Origin of the sequence: Peribacillus simplex (assembly GCF_900156045.1) — a bacterium.
GTDB classification, from domain to species: Bacteria; Bacillota; Bacilli; order Bacillales; family DSM-1321; genus Peribacillus; species Peribacillus simplex_D.
Genome location: NZ_FTMX01000001.1, coordinates 64,105 through 88,723, shown reverse-complemented (window position 1 = coordinate 88,723; position 24,619 = coordinate 64,105). Strand labels below are relative to the sequence as shown.

20 protein-coding genes are annotated in these 24,619 nt (G+C 36.3%); 5 read left to right on the top strand and 15 right to left on the bottom strand.

Annotation, left to right across the window (positions count from 1 at the left end):
* Nucleotides 1–213: 213 nt before the first annotated feature.
* Nucleotides 214–663, bottom strand: a complete 450-nt coding sequence (locus tag BW986_RS00400) for a hypothetical protein (RefSeq protein ID WP_076364108.1) — start codon at nt 661–663, stop codon at nt 214–216.
* Nucleotides 664–921: 258 nt separating this feature from the next.
* On the opposite strand from BW986_RS00400, the gene BW986_RS00395 reads away from it, so the two are divergent.
* Together BW986_RS00395 and BW986_RS00390 are read left to right on the top strand one after the other, a co-directional pair.
* Nucleotides 922–3,492 (top strand): McrB family protein, encoded by a 2,571-nt coding sequence (locus tag BW986_RS00395; RefSeq protein WP_076364106.1) that lies wholly within the window; start codon nt 922–924, stop codon nt 3,490–3,492.
* The gene (locus BW986_RS00390) at nt 3,485–4,699 is read left to right on the top strand and encodes an McrC family protein (RefSeq protein WP_076364104.1); all 1,215 of its coding nucleotides are present in this window, start codon (nt 3,485–3,487) and stop codon (nt 4,697–4,699) included. The genes BW986_RS00395 and BW986_RS00390 overlap by 8 nt, the downstream gene beginning before the upstream one ends.
* 293 nt (nt 4,700–4,992) lie before the next feature.
* Here BW986_RS00390 and BW986_RS30565 read toward each other — a convergent pair whose 3' ends face one another.
* The 11 genes from BW986_RS30565 to BW986_RS00340 all read right to left on the bottom strand — a co-directional run bounded on the left by BW986_RS30565 (nt 4,993) and on the right by BW986_RS00340 (nt 17,540).
* Nucleotides 4,993–5,268, bottom strand: a complete 276-nt coding sequence (locus BW986_RS30565; protein WP_260320478.1) for a hypothetical protein — start codon at nt 5,266–5,268, stop codon at nt 4,993–4,995.
* Nucleotides 5,246–5,548, bottom strand: a complete 303-nt coding sequence (locus BW986_RS30560; RefSeq protein ID WP_260320477.1) for a hypothetical protein — start codon at nt 5,546–5,548, stop codon at nt 5,246–5,248. Before BW986_RS30560 ends, BW986_RS30565 begins: the two co-directional genes overlap by 23 nt.
* Nucleotides 5,549–6,438: 890 nt before the next feature.
* On the bottom strand, nt 6,439–7,638 hold the full coding sequence (locus BW986_RS00380) for a GmrSD restriction endonuclease domain-containing protein (protein WP_179085979.1): 1,200 nt from the start codon (nt 7,636–7,638) through the stop codon (nt 6,439–6,441).
* A gap of 491 nt (nt 7,639–8,129) precedes the next feature.
* Nucleotides 8,130–9,641: an Eco57I restriction-modification methylase domain-containing protein gene (locus BW986_RS00375; RefSeq protein ID WP_076364102.1), complete on the bottom strand. Its 1,512-nt coding sequence runs from the start codon at nt 9,639–9,641 to the stop codon at nt 8,130–8,132.
* Nucleotides 9,642–9,900: 259 nt separating this feature from the next.
* Nucleotides 9,901–12,030, bottom strand: coding sequence for an AAA family ATPase (locus BW986_RS00370; RefSeq protein WP_076364100.1), 2,130 nt, complete (start codon nt 12,028–12,030; stop codon nt 9,901–9,903).
* A gap of 388 nt (nt 12,031–12,418) precedes the next feature.
* Nucleotides 12,419–12,880, bottom strand: coding sequence for an SMI1/KNR4 family protein (locus BW986_RS00365; protein ID WP_076366170.1), 462 nt, complete (start codon nt 12,878–12,880; stop codon nt 12,419–12,421).
* 87 nt (nt 12,881–12,967) lie between these two features.
* Nucleotides 12,968–13,312 (bottom strand): tRNA-Val4, encoded by a 345-nt coding sequence (locus BW986_RS00360; protein WP_076364098.1) that lies wholly within the window; start codon nt 13,310–13,312, stop codon nt 12,968–12,970.
* A 2-nt stretch (nt 13,313–13,314) separates the two neighbouring features.
* Entirely contained in the window at nt 13,315–15,048 is a 1,734-nt protein-coding gene (locus BW986_RS00355) for a T7SS effector LXG polymorphic toxin (protein ID WP_081395452.1), read from the bottom strand.
* A gap of 241 nt (nt 15,049–15,289) precedes the next feature.
* Nucleotides 15,290–16,117 carry a MetQ/NlpA family ABC transporter substrate-binding protein gene (locus BW986_RS00350; protein WP_076364096.1) on the bottom strand — a complete coding sequence of 276 codons (828 nt, stop codon included), beginning with the start codon at nt 16,115–16,117 and terminating at the stop codon, nt 15,290–15,292.
* A gap of 18 nt (nt 16,118–16,135) precedes the next feature.
* The gene (locus tag BW986_RS00345) at nt 16,136–16,798 is read right to left on the bottom strand and encodes a methionine ABC transporter permease (protein ID WP_076364094.1); all 663 of its coding nucleotides are present in this window, start codon (nt 16,796–16,798) and stop codon (nt 16,136–16,138) included.
* A complete protein-coding gene (locus tag BW986_RS00340) occupies nt 16,791–17,540 on the bottom strand; it encodes a methionine ABC transporter ATP-binding protein (RefSeq protein ID WP_076364092.1) in 750 nt (249 codons plus the stop codon). The genes BW986_RS00345 and BW986_RS00340 overlap by 8 nt, the downstream gene beginning before the upstream one ends.
* 506 nt (nt 17,541–18,046) lie before the next feature.
* On the opposite strand from BW986_RS00340, the gene BW986_RS00335 reads away from it, so the two are divergent.
* Nucleotides 18,047–18,841 carry an alpha/beta hydrolase gene (locus tag BW986_RS00335; RefSeq protein ID WP_076364090.1) on the top strand — a complete coding sequence of 265 codons (795 nt, stop codon included), beginning with the start codon at nt 18,047–18,049 and terminating at the stop codon, nt 18,839–18,841.
* A 193-nt stretch (nt 18,842–19,034) separates the two neighbouring features.
* Here BW986_RS00335 and BW986_RS00330 read toward each other — a convergent pair whose 3' ends face one another.
* Nucleotides 19,035–19,547 carry a helix-turn-helix domain-containing protein gene (locus BW986_RS00330; protein ID WP_076364088.1) on the bottom strand — a complete coding sequence of 171 codons (513 nt, stop codon included), beginning with the start codon at nt 19,545–19,547 and terminating at the stop codon, nt 19,035–19,037.
* A 173-nt stretch (nt 19,548–19,720) separates the two neighbouring features.
* On the opposite strand from BW986_RS00330, the gene BW986_RS00325 reads away from it, so the two are divergent.
* Nucleotides 19,721–21,019, top strand: coding sequence for an MFS transporter (locus BW986_RS00325; protein WP_076364086.1), 1,299 nt, complete (start codon nt 19,721–19,723; stop codon nt 21,017–21,019).
* Nucleotides 21,020–21,051: 32 nt separating this feature from the next.
* Nucleotides 21,052–22,035, top strand: coding sequence for an ornithine cyclodeaminase family protein (locus BW986_RS00320; RefSeq protein WP_076364084.1), 984 nt, complete (start codon nt 21,052–21,054; stop codon nt 22,033–22,035).
* A 402-nt stretch (nt 22,036–22,437) separates the two neighbouring features.
* Here BW986_RS00320 and BW986_RS00310 read toward each other — a convergent pair whose 3' ends face one another.
* Nucleotides 22,438–22,896, bottom strand: coding sequence for an SRPBCC family protein (locus tag BW986_RS00310; RefSeq protein ID WP_076364080.1), 459 nt, complete (start codon nt 22,894–22,896; stop codon nt 22,438–22,440).
* Between the two features lie 210 nt (nt 22,897–23,106).
* The gene (locus BW986_RS00305; protein ID WP_076364078.1) at nt 23,107–24,570 is read right to left on the bottom strand and encodes an NAD-dependent succinate-semialdehyde dehydrogenase; all 1,464 of its coding nucleotides are present in this window, start codon (nt 24,568–24,570) and stop codon (nt 23,107–23,109) included.
* Nucleotides 24,571–24,619: the final 49 nt, after the last annotated feature.

The following is a 24,619-nucleotide window of genomic DNA, read 5'->3' as shown; positions in this document are numbered from 1 at the left end:
TATCCACGAATAAGTATCAGAAACCGATCTTAACTAATTTATCGAGGAACAAATGAATCAATTTCCTGTACAGAAGGTATGTAAAGTGTTTGGAATCCCCTGATCCAAACACTGATTATTCCCTTTATTATCTTCATTCCTTGAATTAATACTACTTCTTAATTAAATATTCTTCTGTTAACCAAAACATTAATTGAGGGTTCAGCTACAACTTTACAACTTAGATTGAACGATCACTTCATCTTTTCCACATGTAATTTCTTCATATGTATAGTAGGTGTGGCCTGCTGTATTTCTCCCTTGAGGTCTAGGTTCGTGAGGTAGGGATTGTTCCTCTTTTAGGACAAAAAACTTATAAGTATGATTCTTTTTTTCAAAGCCAAATTTTGTAGTTTTTCGTGCATTTATGTATCTTAAAATTCTATCTTTACTATCATCATCTAAATGATGAAGTTTGCACTCCAAATTTTTATCAGAAGGGTTTAATACTACTTCATTCGTAACGCTGTATAACATATCCATTTTTCCGCCTTTTTCTGCTCTGAATGCTATATATTGTGATTGATCATACGTAGTATTCCTTGGATAAGGGAATGCATGAATACCATATCCTTTAATATTTTTAATTGTCTTTCCCGCTGGTATTGATAAAACTTCTCTCATCTTCATACTCCCTTTATCTATTAATATAGTTTTAACTTATTATATCACCTAAGGGTACTTTTTCTTTATTTTCCAATCGATTGAATTACTTAGAACAACCCCTTTCATTCCACATAAGCATGTGACTTATTAAAAAAGACAATATATTTAAATATCGTCTTTTTTATCCTCTTCTTTAATCTTGCTATATCTACCACCTTCCCTCTTTTTACCTTATAACCTATAATTGCTATAAAAACAAAAGGAGTTCCTTCCTTAATGAAACTTCAAACTTTACTCAATAAAGCTTTAATTTACAAATCAAATGAACAACTCCTTGCTGAAAAAGAAGAAGGACGCCAATCATTCCTCAAACGTTTTCCATTTGCCTCTTTAATCGATCTAACAATAGATGAATTTTCCAATACAAAAACAAAAGATTGCTTTAACTACTGGCTTGAACGGAAGAAAATTTTAGGTGGGATAGGTGGAGGCAATTCATCTAAGTTTGGCATTTACCTTTCAAAAACAGGAGACTACTGTAAAGGTTATGGTAAACAAAAAATCGAACTGAAAGGTGAACAGTTAAATAAAGAATTTCAATCTCTAAAAGAAAGAATTATTAAAGCCATCAAATTTGCAGAGGAAGACCATATTTCTGATATTTCCTCATTGGAAGTACCTGTTTTTAATATGGTGCTACTCAAGATATTAAACATCTATATTCCAGATAAATTTTTAAACATTTATTCACCACCGATTTTGATTGAACTTGGAAAAGAGCTGAATATAAATGATGCGCTACTTGCTTCAAAGTATTCTATAGAGCTAAATCACGAAGTATTGATTGCACTTAAGAAGCAAGATGTCTTTTCAAGTTGGTCTAATGAAGAGATTAGCCGCTTTATTTGGGATACATTTTCAGAGCGCGATAAAGCGCTTGACAAAAATATCAATTATTGGTTAATTGAACATAAATCTGACAATGAAGATTCCATTCGAGATTACTTACTACAAAATAACTGTATAGCCATTGATATTTTTCACGAAGATTTATCACCTTATTTAAATGAGGAAAGTATTGAAGACATTTTTGATGAAAAAGAAGAGTCAACAGCAGGACAAAAAGCGTTAAAGCAGTTTTTCACAATGAAAGAAGGCGATTTAGTTGCCTTAAAGTCAACTTACACTCTTAAAGTCGAAGGAAAGAATCGGGCTGTTTTACGGATTAGCGCAGTCGGAAGAATAACTAGTGATGCCACTGATGGCTATGAGTTTTCTCAAAAATACGGACATCTTCTTCCAGTTCAATGGACAAATACAGAGAAAAGAGAGTTTATTGGCTATGGGGGATATCGTAGTGTCATTAATGAAGCGAAAAGTAAGAAAACGATTAATTTAGTGTTTATGCAGAGTGAAGAAATAAAAGATCCCTCTCCATTGCCGGAACCAATATTAGATACAGTCCCAAAAAACTATATATTTCATGGACCACCTGGTACAGGGAAAACGTATACGGTTACAGAAAGGGCTGTTAAATTAATTGATCCAAAAATATATGAAGAACTGATTGCAGACGGACGTGAGGCCATCCAACAGGAGTTTTCCCGTTTAGTTAAAGCAGGTCAAATTAATTTTGTAACATTCCATCAGTCGTATGCTTACGAAGATTTCATTGAAGGGTTAAAGTCGGATGGAAATGGAAATTTCATTCCAACAGACGGTATTTTAAAAAAGGCAGCACTCGAAGCTATGTATGAAGGAATCGAGAGCAATAAACATGACTATTCAGGGGAAGTGCATTTTGAACAGTTATATAATTATCTAGTTGTAAATGGGATACCTCACAATGTTCAATTTGAATCCAAAACTGGGGCTGCAAGTTTTATCTCTCATATCTCACCACAAGGTAATATTGTAGTAACAAGTGAAGATGTGAAAACCAACTCAATCGTCTCCAAAGAACGATTGTTAAATTTATATCGCTTTATTCAAGAGCATGACATTGATTGGAAGCATAATAATATTGGATTTATTCGCGAAGCGATTGGTGGCTGTAATCAGACCAGATATTGGTCTGTACTGAATTGGATTTCAGAAAAAATGGAAGAAGAAGAGACCATTGAAATTGAAGGAGACGAGAAAAAAGCGGTTATCAAAAAGGCGCTGATAGAAAGAAGCAGTTCATTTGAATTTACTAATGTGAAAAAACATGTTGTGATCATTGATGAAATGAACCGTGGCAATATTTCAAAGATTTTTGGAGAACTTTTAACACTTTTAGAAGAGGATAAACGCCTTACAGAAAAAAACGAACTAATTGTTGAACTTCCCTATTCAAAAGAAAAATTCACTTTACCTCCAAACTTATTTATTATCGGAACAATGAATACAGCAGATCGCTCAATTGCATTGTTAGATACAGCACTTCGCAGAAGATATGTATTTGAAGAAATGATGCCGAATGCGGATCTATTAGAATCCATAGGTGAAGAGATTGATCTTACTGTCATGTTATCCATTATGAATAAGCGTATAGAAGTGTTGTATGATCGAGATCATACAATTGGTCACGCATATTTTATAAACGCTACAACGGATGAGGAAGTGATTTCTATTTTCCAAACAAAAATCATACCACTCTTGCAGGATTACTTTTATGATGACTGGGAAAAAATCGGTCTTGTTTTGGGAGGAATTGGAAAGTCAAAGGAAGATTCGTATATCGTTTATAAAGAAGAAGTCGATGTGAATCAATTATTTAAACAGAAACCGTCTATGCATATTCCAGCACTGTACCGCTTAAAACGTAAATTAACACCACAGGAACTAATAGCAATTTATGAATAAGACGATTACTGTTCGAGAAGCATTTGACTGGATTACGGAAAATACTGTAACAAACGCACAATTTGAAGAACTGGTACAGTATATAGAAGAAAAATATCCGAACGAGAAGGTGCTTGAACTTCAGTATAAACGGCTGCGTTTTATTAATTATGTCGGTGTAATTCAGTGCTCGGATGTACGATATGAAATTGTTCCGAAAATTACATTGAATCCAGTTAATGATCAAAAAGCATTATTAGCGATGCTGTCGGTCACAGGGTTTCTATCAATTTCCTTTTACGATCAGGTACAAAACGGGGAAGAAAAAGGTAACCTGCTTGATGCTTTTCTTACTTCATTTATCACTCGTTTACTACCTGAACTACAAAAAGGTATCTATAAAACATATGAACGCCAAGAAGATAATTTATATGCACTTCGTGGCAAACTTCAGCTAAGTAAGCATGTCCGTCAAAATATGTTTCAAAAATCAAATGCTTACTGTGCATTTGATGAACATACAGAAAACAATTCTTTAAATCAACTTTTTAAATGTGCCTTACTTATTGTGAAGCGCTCTGCAAAAAATCATAGGTTAACACTGCACCTTGAACGTTGTTTAGGCTTTTTAGAGCAGGTGGATTTAGTGCAGTTTTCCCAGTCAAATTTTAAAAATATAATGTTTAACCGTCAAAACGAACGCTTTCGCGATGCCGCATTGTTTGCAAAACTGATTATTGAACGAGCTGATATATACAATAAACGACGAAATGCCTCATCATTTTCTTTCTTATTTCAAATGAATTTGCTATTTGAAAACTACATTGAAGCCGCATTAAAAGAGGCTGTTGGTACTCATGCAGTAATCAGTCAGGATACAGGAAAAAGGCTGCTCCGAAATAAAAAAAGTGGCTATGGTAATATTTTATTAAAACCAGATTTTGTGATTGATAATAAAATAATCATTGATACCAAATGGAAGAGTTCATCATATAACGGAAGAAGCCAATACGTTCAAAGTGATATTTATCAAATGTATGCATATGTGACTGCCTATAAGGATGTTGAGCGTTGTATTTTGCTTTATCCTAAACAGGAAGGAGAAACGGATTATCCTGTATGGGAAGTTATTGATACTGAGAAGACAATTGAAATGTGCGCCGTGAGAGTTGATGAGTTTAGTGAGACTGTGAGTGAGTTGAAAGATATATATTATAAATTAATATAAAGAGCATGATTTCAGGGAAATCATGCTCTTTACATATAGGAGATAGGGCAAAAAAGATATTACTCCCGCTGCAACCGGCTATGACCTACTGCTCCTTTTGACACTAGGATTACGCTGTTATACCAATTTGTGATGGTTCTAGTAAAAAACGTTGATACATTGTTTGCCTAGGAATTAAGGATATCCTTTTTAGACTAAATTAAATTTACCCCTTTGTGCGTTTAACATGTTTCTTCTTTATTTTTGCAAAAAATATACTCTCCATGGATAAAAAGCAGTTTGGATCATAATCCCTACAATATACCATCTACTGTCTGTTTTAATTCTTCATATATACACGGGTGAGCTATTTTTTTTAGTGAATTTAAAGATATTGTTTTTTGATGGGGAAAATGCATATCTAAGTCTTTAGTTAATACAATATAAAATTCCCATTGTGTCATATTTAATGGTTCAATTAATTCTAAATTTTTTTCTTTTAGTAAACAAAAAACATTTATATCTGCATGCCGTTTTATGGTAGGGCTATTTTTATTTGTTCCATAATCATATTCTTTTTTTTGCCCCAATACTAAAACTGATGTTTGAATATTTTTCTTTATGCCATGCTTGGATATACGCAGAAGATTTCACCTCAATTTTCATGCCTTTATAAACTAAATCAAATGCATCCCATTCAACTCGTATTTGATTTAAACAGCCAAGAGCAGTCCCAATTAAAAACTCAGCAAAAATACCACTTAGGTTATTTGTTAATATATTTGAAAAGTCCCATTGCCAAAATTCTAACATAGTATGGTCTGTTCCTAATATTGGGGTTTCTGATTTAAGAGGTAAATCATTATTCAATTATAACCACATCCTTTTATGCACATTTCATGCAAACCACCAACGTTTCCCAATACATTTTATCTTCCCAATTAAGTTTCACATAAACCAAAAAAATATATCCCATTGGATGATATCCCATTTATAAGTTGCTTCTAGTTATCTATTTTAAAAATCTGTTGTTCCTACTACTTTCATGACGACTGTTCCAAGGGCATAAGTTACCCAATGAGACCGCGAATAGGCATCACCATTTACCATATCCCCTTCATAAAATCAGATATTGCCTTTGAAATATATTTATAGGTTTATATAGGATGCACGATTGAATTTGCCACACCTTCAACCGTTTCCCTAGGGTCTGTGACAAAGTCCCAAACCCCCGCAACAAATTCATTATAAAGGCCTAGTCCTATTCCCTTTAATGTATGCCGTTGCTTGGATACTTCTAGCTGCATAACATATTGCTGTTGGGTATGCCTAAGTTTTCATACCTGATCTGCTTGGCGATTTGCGGAACTCATCTGGTCTGTTACATGATCGAGTTGTGCCTTTAATTCTTTAATCCGGCGATTCTCCGCTTCCGCTAGTTGATATCAATTTTTTTGGACTCCGATGAAGCGACTTGGACTAACAAAGATTACTCGTTTTGCAGGCTGCTTCTTCTACATTTTTGTCTCCAATAACTCTAACAGTTTTCTGTACCTTTTTTGACTCATAATTTTCCCTCCAATAGAAAAAACCCTCATTCTGTATATAGAATGAGGGTTTTTTCTGAACATATGTTCATAGCTATAATATATATTTTCATATTTATTTTTTACGATTCTAATCTATGAGGATATAAAATAAATGGAATCATTAAAGTGAAAAGTTCATTCAGAAACCCAAGATGGCTGCCTTTTAATCAATTAATAGCTAAAATACTTTTTACCCAAATCAGTTAAAGTTGTGAATCGAGTTACCGCTCTACCACTTATAGTTTTTTGAGCTTCCGAATAATCACTCGAGTCATAAAGGTCTGTTACTTTAGTTAATATATACTCTGTAGGAATATCCATATTAATGATTTTATCTAGATTTTCTGCTATACCGATTGCAATAATTTCAAAGCTAGATAGCATTACTTGCCCTTTAAATCTTTGCTCTTCATTATAGTATTTTTTAAATGCAGACTCTCCAAGAGCATTATTAAGAAGTTCAAATGTTTTATCAAAAATCTCTTTTTCCTTAATTAGATCAAGACTGTTTTCACTGCAAATGTCTCTCATTTTTTTAGTTAGCACTTCATGTATATCATCTGTAAATGAATACTCATCTTTTTTGATATGCCTATAAACAACAAAGCGTAAAACATATTCTAAATTATTTTGTTCATTTTTCGCTTTTTGACTAATTGGTAAACATGACATAAAGTCAGGATTCATTGATAAATTTCTAAGCCAAACATAGAATTCTCTATTAATCATAATTGCTAAGCAATTTCTAACTTCTTGATGTGTTAATTTACTACCACCTGTATTTAATCTATCAAAAATATCATATTTTGCCTTAGGATTACTTTCGTTCCCTACAACAATTACTTTTAATTTCGAGTTTAAAAATCTGTTTGCAATACCAATTCCTTGTTGAAATGAGAAACGATGTTTATGTGGAGGATGATCATTATCCCATACTTTTCCTTCTAGGCTTGGTAGTTTTTCTGTACCTACCAATATACTCGGAGATATTATTTTCTCTTCATCATCTCTTAGTACACCCAAAAACTCAAAGATTGTTGATAACCTTTGTACACCATCAATTACATCCCATGCAGTTCGTTCATCTTCAGCAACAAAGAGAGGAGGGATAGGGATACCTAACAAAATTGATTCAATCAATTTTGTTTTTTGAGTCATTGACCATCTAAATAGCCTTTGAAACTCCGGATGGATATCTATTACTTTTCGGTTTGAATACATATTCAGAAGTTCTGAAATAGTAATATCCAATGTTTCAGTTTTCATTTCCTTTCTTTCTTCAGTAATCTGATCTTCCAATTCTTTTATAGTTCCATAATTGTTTACATCACTGGAAATAATATCGAAAATAAGCTGTTCCTGATTTTCCATTTTCATATCATCCTCTCTTAAAAATAAGTCATCATTCATTTCATTTCTGATTATAATTGGTTCTAAGACGCTTCCTACTTTATAACGAATTTTTTTTATTTCATTTTCCTCATTTACTTCTTTAAAAATTAGATCTGCATAAACTCCGAAATATTCTGATAATTCTCGACTCTCATTGGTGGGACTCTTCTTTTACCCTTTATCTAATCGCTAACTGATTGTGGAGAGACCTTAAAGTAATTTGCAACTTCCTTAAAACCATATTTTTTAACTTTATTACTCCTTCTAAACCAATCACCATTTCTTCTCCTTACCTGATTTGATGATAAAAGGTAACAAGACTGATTCAATTATTCAAATTAATAAAATTACTCAATTTATCCAAATTATTCAAACTGCAAAGTCTAATTTATAACGACTGATTCAATAAGTCAATTTTTTTTTGAAAAAATAATAAAATAAGTCAAAAGCCACCTAAATACAATATGTATCTAGATGGCTTTTTTAAAATCATAATTATCAATAATTTTGTCAATTTCTTCTTGTGGAGGTAATTCAGTAAACAACCTACCAATTTGTATCAAGTCTTCTTTATAGGGGTATTTTATTGCTTTTAAATCTGCAACATTAACTTGGGTGCTGCCACTAAAAGTTCTGAAGTAGAAGTCTACCAATGATGAATTAAGATATAAACATAAACCTTTTGCTAAATTCAAATCATCAATTCCACCTTGTGCTATATGGTAATAATTTATTTTATTGTCAAATCCAACCTTTTGATCTGAATACTCCTTATTATTAAAAACAGCAGCTACAATCCTTTTTCTCTCTTCTTTCGTAGTCATTCTTTTAACTAAGACATATATTCCGGAAGGTCTTAATCTTTTATAATTTTTATCATCTTCAACAATGAGACCTGGTTTTTCACTCTCAATAGGCCACTCTATTTTTCCCTGTCTAAAATTCTCTTGATAAATCATTGGAAATGACCATAGATTATATTCAAACCTGAGACTTTCTGGTTTTTCTCTGAAATCAACTATAGGTCCCGTTGAAACACTAATTCCCAACTTTGATAATGTGCAAGGAAGGGAATGCATTTGATCTACAATCATTTTATCTGGAGTATGGATAATACGAATTATTTTCTTAGAGTCCAATGGAAATATTACATTATCAAAACGTTTATGTGTTCGTTTAGTCTCGGTAAAATCATCTTTTAAAGACTCTGTTATAAGAATAGTGTCATTTAACTTCTGTACTTTTTTCTGTAAGGATAAAATAATAGTTTCTTGTAAAACTTCATCATAAAATAAATCTTTTCTCGATTTAAAAATATGAATTCGATCTATTTTTGTTTGTGTAATTAAATCTTCTCTAAACGACTTAAAGTAGGTTCCACTACAGAAACTTCTAGGCAATATAACTACTAATTGTCCTTTAGCTTTTAATAATCTATACGATATAGCTAAAAAAGCAGCATAATAGTTTGGAACATCTATTCCACATTCCATTAGAATTCTCTTATGATTAGATTCACTATATAACTTACGATATGGTGGATTTAAAATAATATAGTCAAATAAATCATTACATTCATTCACCTTATTCAATCCAGCAATGATAAAATCTTCATATCGTGTTGTGAAATTTAAAGTAATTCCATTATCTCCGCATAACTTTTGGAGCTCGGACAAATTCTTATTTAACTTTTCAGAAAGCGTCTCATCAATTTCAAAAAGTTCTAAATTAATCACTTTAGGCTTTCTTTTCCAATCGCAAACCATAGCAATAAAAGCTGCGGAAAGATTGCCTGTACCACAACCTGGATCCAAAATATTAATTTCATTTTTTCTAACTTCTTTAAACATAGAACTCATAAAACTTGCAATGCTGATTGGTGTAAAATACTGCTCATTTTGCTCCTTTTGCTGAATTCTAGTTTCATCAGAAGTTGCCTCAATGGAACATTTATTTATTTTTTCTAGTAAATCTTCAATCATTAGAAACAACCTCCATCAGTAACATTATATATTATTTAATAACTGCTTTGAATAAAAAATAATTCCTCTTTAATACAAAAAGGATTGAACAAATACCTTCTTTTGTTCAATCCTTTTGTATCGGCTTTAAGTACCCTGTTTTAAAAAGTAAAAAGTGTAAAAATTACATCTGAATAGAATGAATTTTCATATCTTATTGGAATTTAAAACATTATAATTTTCTGCCATTGTTCAGTTTTCATTCTAAAACAAATATAATTTATTCTTCCGTTTCTTCGAGCTCTTCTACTTCAATTTCCTCATGTGTAATCCCAAAAAGAGATATAATTCTATCAATCAGATTATTTAATTCACTACCTTTAGTTCCTAAAATTGCAGACTTAATTTCTCTTCTCAACCTTATAGGCCTTACTTCTGGTCCTTCACTAAGTTTGGCTACAACTCTGCCTAATACCGACTTACCATCCATATAGTCGTGCCAATTTTCTTCCCAATTTTCACCCTCATAAAACTCCTGCATCTGGTCAAAAAGATTCATAAGTTCTTGTTTTATATTTAAGAACTCCTGTTTATTGAATAAATCACCAATATACTGATTATAAAGTGCTTTATCCTCTACCTTTATTTCATTATGATTAATTAACTTTTTTACCTTTTCCATTTTATGATGAAGATGATAATTTAAATATTTTTTTCTTGTATATTTTAGTTGTTCGGTGGCAACCTCATAAATTTTACTTTCTATTTCATCTTCAGTTGGAGGCTCATAACTATCACTTTGATGCTGCTTAAGGACATCTGCAATAATTTTAGGTTCTAAAAAATAATTTTCTAGCTCATGCTTATCCATTACTATAAAATGATTATCAAAGTATTCCCCATGTCTATTTCTAATAGATTCAATCTCTTGTACACTTCTAGTATCTCTATCTATTAAAAACACAAACATTGGATCCTGTAAAAATGCGCTCACTCTTTTAATACCTTCAAATGTTTTAATTATCTCAGAACAACTATCTAAAGATCTAACTTTTATAGTATATCGGTCTAATATACTTTCAAGTACTTCTATATCAGTATCGCCTTCAACAAATAGTATTTTGTCATTAACATAGCTAATCCCTAACTGTCGAAGCATTTGCTCACAAGAAGCATAATCAATCGGCTTAAGTGTTTCACCTAATACAAAGTTTGTCCCTTTTGAAAAGTTATGGTAGATTAACCCTTTCGAATGTGTTAGCAAAAATACTTGATTTAAACGGAATTTATCATAACCTTTTTCAAGTTCACTCTCAATTGTCGTGAGGGATTTCTGACCAATATTCAATTCACTAATAAATTTTTTGAAATCATCAGAGTAGGTAATGTCATGTAATAAAGTAGAAAGTTTACAAGCAACTTCCTCATGCAAATGATTCTCTGGCTCATCAATAATTAGAATCCCCATATTTTTTATATAATTAATAAATAGTAATGTATACCATATTAGTTTTTCTCCAGAACTAAACTGCCTCATGTCATATTGTTTGGTTCTTAAAGATTTATTTTTTGCACTAAATATAAACTGATTTTCCCTTTTAGAGCCTGATAAATTTGTAAAGGACAAATCAGGCATTAAAGTTGCAAATAACATTTTAGTTACATGATAATATAAATCTTTTCTTGGGGATGGTCCTTTTCGAGTAACAGGAATAATTTTTTCATGTAAATAATCATTTACTAGAATTTCATATAAATTCTCGAAAATACTAGTAGGGTCTAAAACAAACTTAACAATTGGAGAAATAATCTTATCTTGCCTTAACTTTATATCATCAAATGTAACGTCTTTTTCAATAATATGCTTATTTGAACTAATAAAAGCAATAATATTCTTAGGACTTTTAAGATTCCAAAATGAACTTAGAACAGCTTCTTCCTCGTCAGTAATCTCTATTTCCCAATAAACTTGTTCATTTTCAATCTTTTTTGCCTTTAATACAACTTTAACTTCGATAACTTCGTCCTGAACTTCTATTGCTGGAGCAGCCTCTTGCTGTTCATCTCTAATTTCTGGAGCTCCAGTAATTGAGCTATCATTTTCCATATCTTGGTCTATCTTATCAAACTGAAAGACAGCTTCAATATACGCTTTATCATCAATCATAAACTGAAACAGTTCTTTCCCTACTTCAGTATATAAATCTCTACCCTCGTAAGGAATTTCTTCTGTTAGAATTTTTTGTACAAAATATGCTTTCTGTAACTCGATTAAAGCTTCAAAAATAGTAGACTTCCCAGCACCATTCTTTCCACTTATTGTGTTAATATTTTGTCCTGCCATAAATTCAAAAACAACTCGATTGTTATATTTCTTTATTTTATTTAGAGTTACTTCTTTTATTTTCAATTGCCAATACTCCTAATTATTTCTAATTAAAATTTTAATTAAAAAAATAGTTAATTTACACTAGTATTTATAAATTTGTGTATTTCGACATTTTTTAGGTAAATAGAATATAATCCTAATTCCTAGTCGGTATTGCATATTAATTAAGTTCTAAATTTAAATTCCTATAATTAATTTAATTCGAAAACAACTACCAAGGTCTACGCCAATTCCCTTTACAATGACTTGAGGATTCTATATGTGGGAAGAATTGCTGGTGGGTCGACTGCAAAATGGATAGTCCCTTTGATTTTCGAAAGGCTCTATCCATTTCTTCTGATATAAAAATAATTCAACTTTTAACAAAACAAGATAAATAACTTTTACCTTCAGCTTTTACCCTCTGCTTTTACCAATCTTCTTCATCTTCATCCCATTCTTCTTTTGCCTCTTCAAGACTTTCTATCAAATAGTCTAGGAAATTATCAGCTACGGTAAAACCATACCCCTCCTGATTATCCCACGTAATAACTGGACATTCGCCATTTTTCATTTTATTAGTATCGAGACAATAAGCAAATTCATCAATATCTTCTATAACCACAAGACCATCTATTAAATCATAATACTTTTGATGACCTTTGGTAGCATCTACTACCGCTGGACCCGTAAAACCATATCCAATTATGTCCACACCAAAAAATCCACCATAACCATAGTTTCTTAAAAACCACTTGTAACTTTCCGGTAATGAGACCTGTAATTTTTGTTCAGTTTCTCTTACTTTGTCTTCACTTACTCCACCTGTAAAATCATCATCTTCGCCATACTGCTTTATAAATTGCTGTAAAGCTAAATATTTTACCAAAATCACCGTCTAATTCTTAGTTTCGTAACGCATGAAGCACGGACAAGTATGAAGATACACTAAGGGAATAATCAAATTAGAAGTATAAATTCAATTCTCATTTTTCTTGAATCTTTCTGGAATTTTACTTTTCCATATTAACATAAGTTCTTTAAATTCTTCAGTCTCCATTTCGTTTTCATAAGGCTCTTCATATCTAAAAAAATGTTCAAGTACTGTCATATCTTTTTTTATTAGCACACTTGTGGCATTAAGTTGAATTTCAAACTTTTCGTGTAAACCATTTAATACATTTTCAACTATCGTAATATACTCGTCTGCTTCTTCCTCTGTAGGGATGTCTTCAATAAAATCAGCGAATAATTTTATTTCATCCGATAATTTTATTCTCAATGTCCCAAAAGGATCTCTAAAAAACTCGTATGAATATTTCATCCTCAACCTCCTTCGTAAATTGGATAGGCAGTGGCAACTGATCCGTCTGGTTTAAGATACATATCTATTTGTAAACCAGAAGAAGTTAAACCAGAATATTTATTTTCACCAATTTGCGTTTTATTTTTAAAAGCCTCATCAATAGCTTTTAAAACTTGTACCCGGTCCCATTCTTTTGGGAAAAAACTTGATTTTGCTCTCTTTTCTACTCCATCTATTACCACCTTAGCTCTATATACTCCATTTCTATCAGGCCTTGTTTCTGTACCTGGAACTATTTTACCACCCATCATACTCTCGTGATGATAACCAACAGCTTTCCCACGTCGATTAATCTCTCCATGATAAACATGCCTCATAGTATCTAAAGTGAACTTATTTCCACCATTACCACTAACCTCAGACTCCACTTTCGCCATCGAAATTAACTGTTCTTTTAATCCAGTACCATTAACCACATTATAAGGTACTCCACCTGCCATGGACAGTTGGTTTTTAGGGTTGTATGGCAATAGATTAGGGATAGTGGCCAGTTCTTTTGCTTTCGTAACACCTTTTACTGCAGCCGCTTTTGTAGTCACGACCCCTGTCTTCGTTATGGCTCCTGCGCCTTTTGTTCCCACTACTGATGTGACGACTGTTCCGAGGGCATAGGTTACCCAATGAGACCGCGAATAGGCATCGCCATTTACCATATCCCGTTCATATGAGTCCGAGATGGATTTTGAAATATATTTATAGGTTTTTATCGGGTGCATGATCGAATTGGCTACACCTTCGACCGTTTCGCCAGGATCTGTGACAAAGTCCCAAATTCCTGTCACGAAGTCTTTACCTACATCATAAAGGCCTACGCCGATTCCTTTTGCAATGTCAGCCGTTTGCTTGGATGCTTCTAGCTGCATAACATATTGCTGCTGGGTGGGCGCTAAGTTTTCATACCCGATTTGCTTGGCGATTTTGAGGAACTCATCCGGATCTGTTACATGATCAAGCTGTGCCTTCAGTTCTTTGATCCGGCGATTCTCGGCTTCCTCTTTCTTAACCTTCAGATATTGCGCGGTCTCTTTTTTCCTAACTTCCAGACTTTTATAGGCTTCACTATTTTTATAGGCTGTTGCATTAAAATAGAGCGGGGATACTACTCCTCCCCTTGTACTGGATACTTTCAATTGCTCCATGAGTGCCGCCACTGCCGCTTGGTCCGCTTCGGATTTAGCATATTCAGCCGTCCACTTATGATCGATCTCGTTTAATTTGTCTATCGTTTGGTTCCGTTTCCTTTCAGCTTTCTCCATATTCTCAAAGAACACATCATCGGAAAAGGGTTCTAACTGAATGATATCATCAATTCCAGCCAATATTTTTTTCAGATCATTTTTTTGGGCTGTGACCATTTCCTTGGAATTTCGACTGGCGCTTTCCAGCTCTTCCTCTAAAAATGGGACCGTAACCACGGTTTCACTCAGGTTCGCCTCGATTGTATCTCCTTGAATTCCACTTAAAAAGGCAACATGCCGATTGATCAGACGCAGCCAAGAATCCACGACATCGATCTGTGCTTTGTAAAATCCTTTAATGGCCTCCGCGCCTTGACCCTGCAGCTCATCGTCCAAATGAACGATACTCTCAAATCCTTTTTTTAATTCCGTGAGCTGTTCTTTTAGGTCCTTATATTGTCCGACACGCGTTTGCATGGCAGAAACTAGTGTTTGAGATTCGTTAATCATCGACATAATGGAAAGTCCTTTCAACTTCTTTTCTTATAACTAGATTTCATTTATATGTAATATTTTTATTCACTGTAAAATTATGGACTAAATATATTTTAGAAGAGTTTCTATATTTATTCAAGAATTGAAGGGGAATTGGACAGTATTTTTAATAGTAGCTAGACGGTGGGCGATCACAAAGTTAAACCAATACGTAAATAAGGGCTATTCCCGTTGAAGGAATAGCCCTTTCTTTGTATCAAAATTAAAATGCCGGTATAGCTGTTTCACTATATTTCTCTTCTAAAAATTTGCGTACCTCCGGGCTTGTCATGGCCTTGGCCAACTTTTGGACTGGCTCAGAATCCACGTTATCCTTGCGTGCCACTAATGTAATCGCAAAGTCATTTTCAACACCTTCTGTGAGAAGAGCGTCATTTTTTGGTGTCAAACCAAGCGGTGCAGCGTAAGCAGGTGTGATCACGATCGCATCTGCTTCATCATACGTTCTCGCCAGCATTAATAAATCCACTTCTTTAAACTTATAGTTTTTAGGGTTCTCAGTGATATCAGACATTGTATAGTATGGACCCTTTTTTTCCTTTAAAGTAATGACTTTATGCTGTGCCAGCAATGCCAATGAACGATCGATATTCGACACATCATTTGCAATGGCAATAACGGCGCCCTCTGGCAATTTATCCATTGAATCGTATTCTTTGGAATACACCCCATAATTGGCAAAATAAATCGGTTTCACTGGTACTAGCTCGGCATTTTTGTTTCGATTGAATTCCTCCATATATGGAACGTGTTGGAAGAAGTTCACATCCACTTCTCCTGCCGCTAGCGCGGTGTTAGGCTGCACATTATCACCTAATACAACCATTTCCAGGTTAATGCCCTCCTCTGCCAGCTTTGGTTTCACAAGCTCAAGAATTTCCGTCATTGGGGGAATGAGTGAGGCCACTTTCAATGTTACCTCTTCCTTCTCCTGATTCTGAGTATTTTCTTTCTCTTTTCCTTCATTAGCCTTTCCGCATCCTACTAAAAGCAACATGATTGCTGACATGAGAAAGAGTATTTTTTTCATGATGTTTCCCTCCATTATTTATCTTTTATCAATCATTCTGGCTACAGCCGTTCCAATGAATTGGATAAGCTGGACTAGAATGATCATAATGATAATCATATAAATCATTAACTCTGTTTTAAACTGCTGATAGCCATACCTGATGGCAAAATCGCCGATACCGCCGCCCCCGACCACTCCCATGATCGTTGAATAGGAAATAAAGCTGATAATCGAGGTTGTTAGTCCGAGGACAAGTCCTGAACGAGCCTCCACGTAAAGAAATTTAAAGATGACACCCTTAACAGAAGCCCCCATGGAAATGGCTGCCTCGATCACACCCTTTGGCACGTCCAATAAAGATTGCTCGACCAACCGCGAATAATGGGCAATGGCAATGATCGCTAATGGAACGCAAGCAGCTGCTGTTCCAATGGCTGTGCCGATTATGAGCCTTGTAAACGGGATTAAAAAAACAACCAATAATAAAAATGGGAAAGAGCGGATAGTATTGACAAATAAATTCAAAATCGAGAAAGCCCACGGATTTTCAAGCAAATGCCCCTTCCTGCAAAGAAACAGCAAGGTCCCGACAGGCAATCCAATCAAAATCGCAGCTAAAATGGACACACCAACCATGGTAATGGTTTCTCCAATTGACTGCCAAATTTCTGCCTCATACTGAACTAAAACCTCAGGCATGATCCAGCCCACCATTCTCTGCTAATTGTTCGATGAAGTATTCCGGCCGATTATCCTTTTTTTCAATCCCAGTTGGTTCGATTAAGACAGTGTCATAAATCTCTCCACCTTCCATGATCGTAACACGATTGCATATACTTTTAATGACATCCAGCTCATGACTGACAATGACAATCGTCACACCGAAGCGTTTGTTTATGTTCTCCAGCACGTCCAATATTTCAGCCGTTGTATTTGGATCAAGGGAAGAAGTCGGTTCATCACATAACAACACTTGCGGGTTATTTGCCAACGCCCTTGCAATGGCAACACGCTGCTTTTGTCCCCCGCTTAATTGTGCAGGATATCGCTCCATCTCACCCTTCAACCCGACAAATTGAAGACACTCTACAACACGGCTCCGACGTTCCTTCTTTGGATAATTTGCCAGTTCTAATGAGGCTGCCACATTGTCATGAACCGTTTTATTTGCCACAAGATTAAAATGCTGAAAGATCATGCCAATCGACTTCCGTGCCCCTCGAAGTGCTTTATTGTTCAATGGGGTCAACCTTTGGCCGTTTACCTCCACTTCGCCCGCATCTGGGGTCTCCAACAAATTCATCAGCCGCAGCAACGTTGATTTCCCTGCTCCGCTTGCTCCGATTATTCCATGAATTTCACCTTTAGGTATTGTTAAAGTAACAGACTTAATTGCCTGAAACTGTGAAAATTTTTTACTCACTTGATGCAGGTTAATCATAAAATCCCACTTTCCATTTGTTGAAAGATAAGCATATCGCTCCTCATTAATAGTTTCATCAAAGAAACACAACTCATTTTATCAACTAATGAGGACCTAATGCAAAGACACAAATTAACAGTTAAAGACTGCCAACCCTAATAAGCTCCCTCTTCCTATTGGCTTTTTATATACCATTCTTATTATCATCATCCTTAATGACTGGATTTTTCCTTTCAAAATAATAAAGAGTATATTATGATTATAAATGATAATGGTTATCATTATCATTTATTTTTTTTCTAAGGCTGATTTCGCATACTTTGTTGCTAATTACCAAGTAAAGCGTTGTGTTGATTTCCCCTTCAGCTGCTCGCTTTCCGCGGGGCGGGCGGTGCCCCCGCAGGAGTCTCGCACTTGCGCTCCAATCAACCTTAAATCGTTTCGTTTTAAAAACAACAATCTTTACGAAAAGAGCCTTTTCTAAACTTCAACATACGAATATTCTAAAGGATGTGGGAAAATACATGATCCAATACCTTGATGAGAAAATTGCCAACTATGAGGTATGTGTCATCTTACCCTCAAGTTATGATCCAACCAAGAAATACCGAACGATCTATATGCATGATGGCGGAGAAACGGCCAAGCAAGCTGTAAACTATATCGATCATTTAATTCTTTCAGGTCAAATCGAACCATTTATCGTTATTGGAATTGAACCGATTGATCGCAAAAATGACTATACGCCGTGGGAAGCACCATCACTTGCACGACATGCTTCTTCCTTTGAAGGACAAGCGCAAGTTTATTTACATACTCTTGTAAGCGAGATAAAGCCCTATATAGATGCCCATTATGCTACGAATCCTGAACCTTCACATACAGCGATTTCCGGCTGCTCATTAGGAGGACTTGTTTCGCTTTTCGCCTCCTATTATTATCCAGATGTATTCCATCAATATATCTCATTATCCGCTTCCTTTTGGTACGAGGATGTTCTTCGCTATCTGCAAGGGGAAAAGATTGAACGGCAAGGAAATATCCATATCAAGCCAACTGTGAATCGTCAAGATCATCAGCTCTATTTATATGTCGGGGAATTAGAGGGAATTTATAAAGAAACGATGCAAAAGCATATGGTTGACTACACGAAGAAGGCCCACCTTGAATTTATCAAGGAAGGCTATTTGGAACCAAATCTATTATTTGCGTCAGATCCAGAAGGAACTCATGATGACCTATTCTTTTCAAACTACTTCATTCAGTCACTTCGTTGGTTATTTGGCATAAAAAATAAAAACGAAACAATGGATTATTGATTAGTCTTCATGCATCACAATAGCTTATTCTATATAACCATTTTTTCTGAAATCCAATATTTTTTCACACATTCACATTCAATAGGTAAAAAGGAAAGGATAGATGAACAGTGAGGAATCCCTGTTTACATCTATCCTTTTGTACGACAATTTTCGTTAACGGGTGAAAGTTATCGTTAATTCTTTACTTCCGTTATTTCGACGACACCACCAGAAACCGGACAATTTGATCCGAGAAGTTAAACCAGTAATGGGCTTTTCGAGCATCGAACATGAACGACTGCTGTTCATGGAGTTCTGTCCTCTCTCCCTCTATTTCCACGGTTAACTTCCCTTCGATAATGAATAAGAATTCGTGTCCGCTATGGGAAAAGGCGCTTCCTTTGTTTTCCCCTGGCTTTAAGGTGACAAGAATGGGCGAAAAAACAGCATCACGAATGCCGCTGGATAAATTCTGATAATGAAATTGTTCATGATTATAATCTGAATTTTCTTGGGATCGGTCCTCAGAAAAAAAGAAACTTGGGCTGACATCTAATGTATCAGCGATTTTTTTTAATGACTCTAATGTGACGCTTGATTTTCCCCGTTCTACTTGTGATAAAAAACTGATTGAAACGCCTGTTTGTTCAGCCAGACTTTTTAATGTTAGTTTTCGCTCTTTCCTCAATAATTTCATTTTTTTCCCGATTGAATCAAAAGGCATACGGATGCCCCCTTTTTTACATAGTATCTAGCTACATTATACAGTACAAGTTTTGATGAATGTTCCGTCATTAATAGCTTATCAAAAAAATATTGACAGAAAATTTGTAATTATTTAAAATAAAGGAAATCAGAAATTGAAGTGATACTTCAATTTTAAAGGGGTGACTCAAGATGGAGAAGAAACAAATGCGGCGTATTTTAATCGCAAGTTTAGTCGGAAGTTCGATTGAGTGGTTTGACTACTTTTTATATGGGACCGTTTCAGCTCTCGTGTTTAACCAGATATTCTTCGTGAATGAGGATCCGACAATAGGGCTGTTGCTCTCCTATGCATCCTTTGCGTTAGCATTCTTCATCCGCCCTTTTGGCGGGGTGATCTTTAGCCATATTGGCGATCGTATCGGGAGAAAGAAAACACTTGTTTTAACACTTAGTTTAATGGGGGTCGCAACATTTGGGATGGGGCTTCTTCCTACGTATCAAGCCGTTGGTATTTGGGCGCCGATTTTATTGATCACGTTGCGCTTAGTTCAAGGTCTGGGAATTGGCGGTGAATGGGGAGGCGCGCTTTTATTGGCCGTTGAATATGCTCCCGCTGAGAAACGGGGCTTGTTCGGAGCCATTCCTCAGATGGGTGTCACTATAGGAATGCTACTTGGAACCGTTGCCTTATCTATTATGACACTGCTTTCTGAAAACGCATTCATGACCTGGGGATGGCGTATACCATTCATTTTTAGTGCTCTGCTAGTATTTTTTGGCCTATGGATCCGTAAAGGAATTGATGAAACTCCGTCATTCAAAAAAGTAAAGGAATCCGGAGAAGTTCCAAAGCTGCCGATTGTTGAAACTCTTAAGAATTATTGGCGTGAAGTCCTTATCGCCGTGGGAGCCAAAGTGGTAGAAACGGCGCCATTTTATATTTTCAGCACATTTGTCGTATCATATGCTACTGCAAATCTCGGTTTCTCTCGGACTGCTACATTAACTGCAGTCATGATTGCAACAATAATAACGACGATTTTAATACCAATCATGGGGAATTTATCTGATACAATTGGCCGCAAAAAGCTGTTTATAGGCGGAACGATTGGGATGGCACTGTTTGCATTCCCATACTTTTGGCTGCTGCAGCAAAAATCGGTCCTGCTATTAATCGTTGCAACAGTGATAGGTTTAGGGGTCATTTGGGCTCCCATCACAGCTGTTCTTGGAACGATGTTCTCGGAAATTTTCGATGCAAAGATCCGTTATACCGGCATCACGCTTGGATATCAAATCGGGGCTGCTCTTGCAGGAGGAACAGCGCCGCTAGTTGCAACGGCTTTACTTGATAGGTTTAATAACTCCTATGTTCCTGTTGCCATTTATATTATTTTTGCATCTGTCCTGTCACTAGCAGCGATTTGGGCAGTCAAGGATCGCAGCAATCAGAAATTAGACGAAACGCATAATAGTAGTGCCATGTAATCTATGGTTTTTAACTCAAGGAGGACAATGGAATGTTGGTTATAAGTGAGAAGGAAATTCAACAATCATATGGAATGAAAGACGCAATATCAGATGTAAAGGCCGTATTACGTGCACATGGTGCTCAAAGTATAGACAACCCCCATCGCACCGTTCTTGCTTTTCCTAAACACGAGGCATCGGCACTTTACATGCCAAGCGCTGATTTATCTGAAGAAGTTTCGGCGGTCAAAGTCGTTACCATTTTCCCGAAGAATCCTTCAAGGGGGATGGCAACAACACAAGGAGTCATCTTGCTGTCTGATGCTGAAAATGGCGAACATTTAGCATTGTTGAATGCCTCCTATTTAACACGTCTCAGAACGGGGGCATTGAGCAGCATTGCCACGGACTTTCTTGCTCGTAAAGACGCCAAGGTTCTCACGATCATCGGAACGGGTGCTATGGGATTTGAACAAGCAATCGGGGTGTTAGCCGTAAGGGACATTGAACGTATTTTATTAGTAAATCGCACACGAGAGAAAGCCGAGAAATTCGGGGAAAAGCTGCGGGCATTCGGAGTAACCGTTCCTTTTGAAGTTTTCGAAGATGTATCAGCAGCCGTTCGTCAGGCAGATATCATTTGCTGCGCAACCCGCTCGAACGAGCCTGTATTCAATGGGCAGGATTTAAAGCCGGGCACACACATTAACGGGGTCGGGTCTTATTTGCCGGATATGAAAGAAGTGGATAATACCACGGTTTCACGCGCCGCTAAAATTATCGTCGACGATTTGGTGGGCGTGAAGGATGAAGCAGGAGAACTCATTTCTGCAGCCAATCAGGAAAATTGGTCGTTTAATGATATTCATGGCGAGCTTTATGAACTTGTCATGCTGAACAAAACAGGCAGGGAAAATGAAGAGGAAATTACCTTCTTTAAATCAGTCGGTGCCGCTTACTTTGACCTCGCTGTGGCAAAAGGTGTTTACCGCCAATCGAAAGAACGGAACATCGGGATGGAGATTGAGGTATAACAAAAGCCCATACATTTTGCTATCACTGAATGTAGTAACAATAAAAAAAAGAGACCCTTCTTTCGGAAGGGCCTTTTGAATAATCCTTATCTTTCACAAGCGATCAAGTCTATATCACGATCGCTTTTTTTAGTGGCTTTGAAACATGGGCTTGTATATCAGTCTGAATCCATCTTGAATAAAGATGGATCATGTTGCTGTGTCAACTTAGTTTTCATGCAGAGCTGATTGGAGCGAATGTGCGAGAATACTGCGGGAAAAGCGTGTCCAAGGGTGACGCCACAGGCGCAAAGACCGCCCGCGGAAAGCGAGTGCCTGCAGTGGAATGGAAAGATCAAAGTATACCCTCCAACATAGGCAAGTTGTATGCCCCCTATAATGCGGAAGATTGACTTAATTAATTCATGATTCACTTGTTTCTGCTTCAGCTACCCTTTTGACACGTTCCAAGAATTCAACGACCACTTTATCGGTAGCAAACAATAAAAGTAATTTCAAAAACCACTTTAACGGGCGACTGGTGACTGTATATGTAAAGGAAGTTCTATTGTCATTGATTTTATTTAGTTCATAGAAAGCTGTAATTTCAAACATTTTAGCAAGTATGAAGCCCACTTTTAGCTTTTTCTCATTCGTTTCATTCAAATATTCCAATGTTTCTATATCATACTCTTCTGTTCGTTTTCCTTCTCGGTACTTTTGGCGATATACACTCCCCACCACTTCTTCCGTTATTTTAACGGGCTTCTGTTCAACTACTTGAGGCATGATTTTTTGCATATTTTCTACAGAACCATCAAGAAACTTCCAGACTTGTTCAATCGGGGCGTTTATTTCTATTTCCCTTGTCCATTTTTTCAATGAAAATCACCTCTAGTTATAATATATTTACTTTACAACAAAAAACCAAATATTAACAACCTAGGGTCAATGTGTACGGAGGAATTTTGGTAACAGAGGTTTGTTAATCAATGGGGAGCGTGTGAGGAATTAAGATTCTTCCTTTTTTATGAGGTAAATAAGGAAAGGCTTAAGGATTCGACTTCACCTTAAGCCTTTTCTTGTCCTATTTTAAAAACCCATCGATATATATTTTTCTTCTAAATATTCTTCAAGGCCTTGATGGCCGCCCTCCCTCCCCATGCCGCTTTCTTTCATGCCGCCAAATGGGGCTTGTGCAACGGTGGGAATGGCGTCGTTGTATCCGATGATGCCGAACTCCAGAGCTTCGGATACCCTGACTCCCCTGCTTATATTCTGTGTGTAAAAATAAGCGGCCAGCCCGTACTCTGTATTGTTGGCAAGCTCAATCACCTCTTCTTCTGTATCAAACGGGATGATTGGTGCGACCGGTCCAAATGTTTCCTGGTATGTGATGAGCATATCCTTGCTCACTCCACCCAGAACGGTCGGTTCATAGAATAATCCATTAGCCAATTCCCCTTCAACTCTTTGTCCGCCACAAAGAAGGCTGGCACCTTTTTCCAAGGCATCTTTTACATGTTCCTCTACCTTTTCCAGGCCATCACTGCTGACAAGAGGCCCGACTTCAACGGTTGGATCAATGCTATTTCCAACTTTTAGAGCTTGTACCTTTTCAACAAAAAGTGCGGAGAATTTATCGATGACAGAACGGTGGACATAAATTCGATTGGCGCATACGCACGTTTGTCCGGTGTTCCTGAATTTGCTTGCAACGGCACCAGCTGCTGCAGCTTCCAAATCAGCATCCTCAAAAACGATGAACGGCGCGTGTCCTCCAAGCTCAAGGGAAAGTCTCTTGAGTTGCGGGGCTGACTTGGTAACCAGCAATTTGCCTACTTCAGTAGATCCAGTAAAAGAAATTTTCCTTACTATCGGGTTTTCAAAAATTTCATCCGAGATAGGTCCGGCACTCCCTGTTACGATACTGACCACTCCAGCAGGCACTCCCGCCATTTCTACCAATTTCCCAAACGCTAACGCACTAATAGGAGATTGTTTAGCAGGCTTGACAATGACTGTACATCCAGCGGCCATGGCAGGTCCTACTTTCCGCGTCATCATGGCCAACGGGAAATTCCAAGGGGTAATGGAAGCGACCACTCCAATCGGCTGGCGAATCACCGATAGCCTTTTATTTGCTGCAGAAGCAGGGATCGTTTCCCCATAAATCCGGCGGCCTTCTTCAGCAAACCATTCCAGGTAGCTTGCAGCAAAATCCACTTCTCCCCGGGCTTCTGTAAAGGGCTTGCCCATTTCCATACTCATGATTTCCGCTAATTCATCTTTATATTCATGCATAAGGTCATGCAATTTCTTTAGATATTTACTGCGTTCCTGTGCTGTCAGTTTTGACCAGGTTTTAAACGCTTCCTCTGCAGCTGCAATTGCCGCATGCGTTTCTTGGCGACCTCCATTTGGAATCCTTGCCACCACTTTCCCTGTTGATGGATTTGTTACTGGTAAAGTTTCTCCGTTATGTGCTGCAGTCCATTCACCGTTTACATACATTTTCAGTTCAGTTAAATTGATTAATCCACTAGTTTTCAGCATGAATATGTCTCCTTTTTTCGTTGGATTTACAAAGCGCTTCATTATATAC

What these genes read in the sequence shown, in the direction of transcription:
- BW986_RS00400 (WP_076364108.1), bottom strand. Translation starts at nt 663, where the DNA reads ATGAGAGAAGTTTTATCAATACCAGCGGGAAAGACAATTAAAAATATT.
- BW986_RS00395 (WP_076364106.1), top strand. Translation starts at nt 922, where the DNA reads ATGAAACTTCAAACTTTACTCAATAAAGCTTTAATTTACAAATCAAAT.
- BW986_RS00390 (WP_076364104.1), top strand. Translation starts at nt 3,485, where the DNA reads ATGAATAAGACGATTACTGTTCGAGAAGCATTTGACTGGATTACGGAA.
- BW986_RS00380 (WP_179085979.1), bottom strand. Translation starts at nt 7,638, where the DNA reads ATGGAAAATCAGGAACAGCTTATTTTCGATATTATTTCCAGTGATGTA.
- BW986_RS00375 (WP_076364102.1), bottom strand. Translation starts at nt 9,641, where the DNA reads ATGATTGAAGATTTACTAGAAAAAATAAATAAATGTTCCATTGAGGCA.
- BW986_RS00360 (WP_076364098.1), bottom strand. Translation starts at nt 13,312, where the DNA reads ATGAAATATTCATACGAGTTTTTTAGAGATCCTTTTGGGACATTGAGA.
- BW986_RS00355 (WP_081395452.1), bottom strand. Translation starts at nt 15,048, where the DNA reads ATGTCGATGATTAACGAATCTCAAACACTAGTTTCTGCCATGCAAACG.
- BW986_RS00350 (WP_076364096.1), bottom strand. Translation starts at nt 16,117, where the DNA reads ATGAAAAAAATACTCTTTCTCATGTCAGCAATCATGTTGCTTTTAGTA.
- BW986_RS00345 (WP_076364094.1), bottom strand. Translation starts at nt 16,798, where the DNA reads ATGCCTGAGGTTTTAGTTCAGTATGAGGCAGAAATTTGGCAGTCAATT.
- BW986_RS00340 (WP_076364092.1), bottom strand. Translation starts at nt 17,540, where the DNA reads ATGATTAACCTGCATCAAGTGAGTAAAAAATTTTCACAGTTTCAGGCA.
- BW986_RS00335 (WP_076364090.1), top strand. Translation starts at nt 18,047, where the DNA reads ATGATCCAATACCTTGATGAGAAAATTGCCAACTATGAGGTATGTGTC.
- BW986_RS00330 (WP_076364088.1), bottom strand. Translation starts at nt 19,547, where the DNA reads ATGCCTTTTGATTCAATCGGGAAAAAAATGAAATTATTGAGGAAAGAG.
- BW986_RS00325 (WP_076364086.1), top strand. Translation starts at nt 19,721, where the DNA reads ATGGAGAAGAAACAAATGCGGCGTATTTTAATCGCAAGTTTAGTCGGA.
- BW986_RS00320 (WP_076364084.1), top strand. Translation starts at nt 21,052, where the DNA reads ATGTTGGTTATAAGTGAGAAGGAAATTCAACAATCATATGGAATGAAA.
- BW986_RS00305 (WP_076364078.1), bottom strand. Translation starts at nt 24,570, where the DNA reads ATGCTGAAAACTAGTGGATTAATCAATTTAACTGAACTGAAAATGTAT.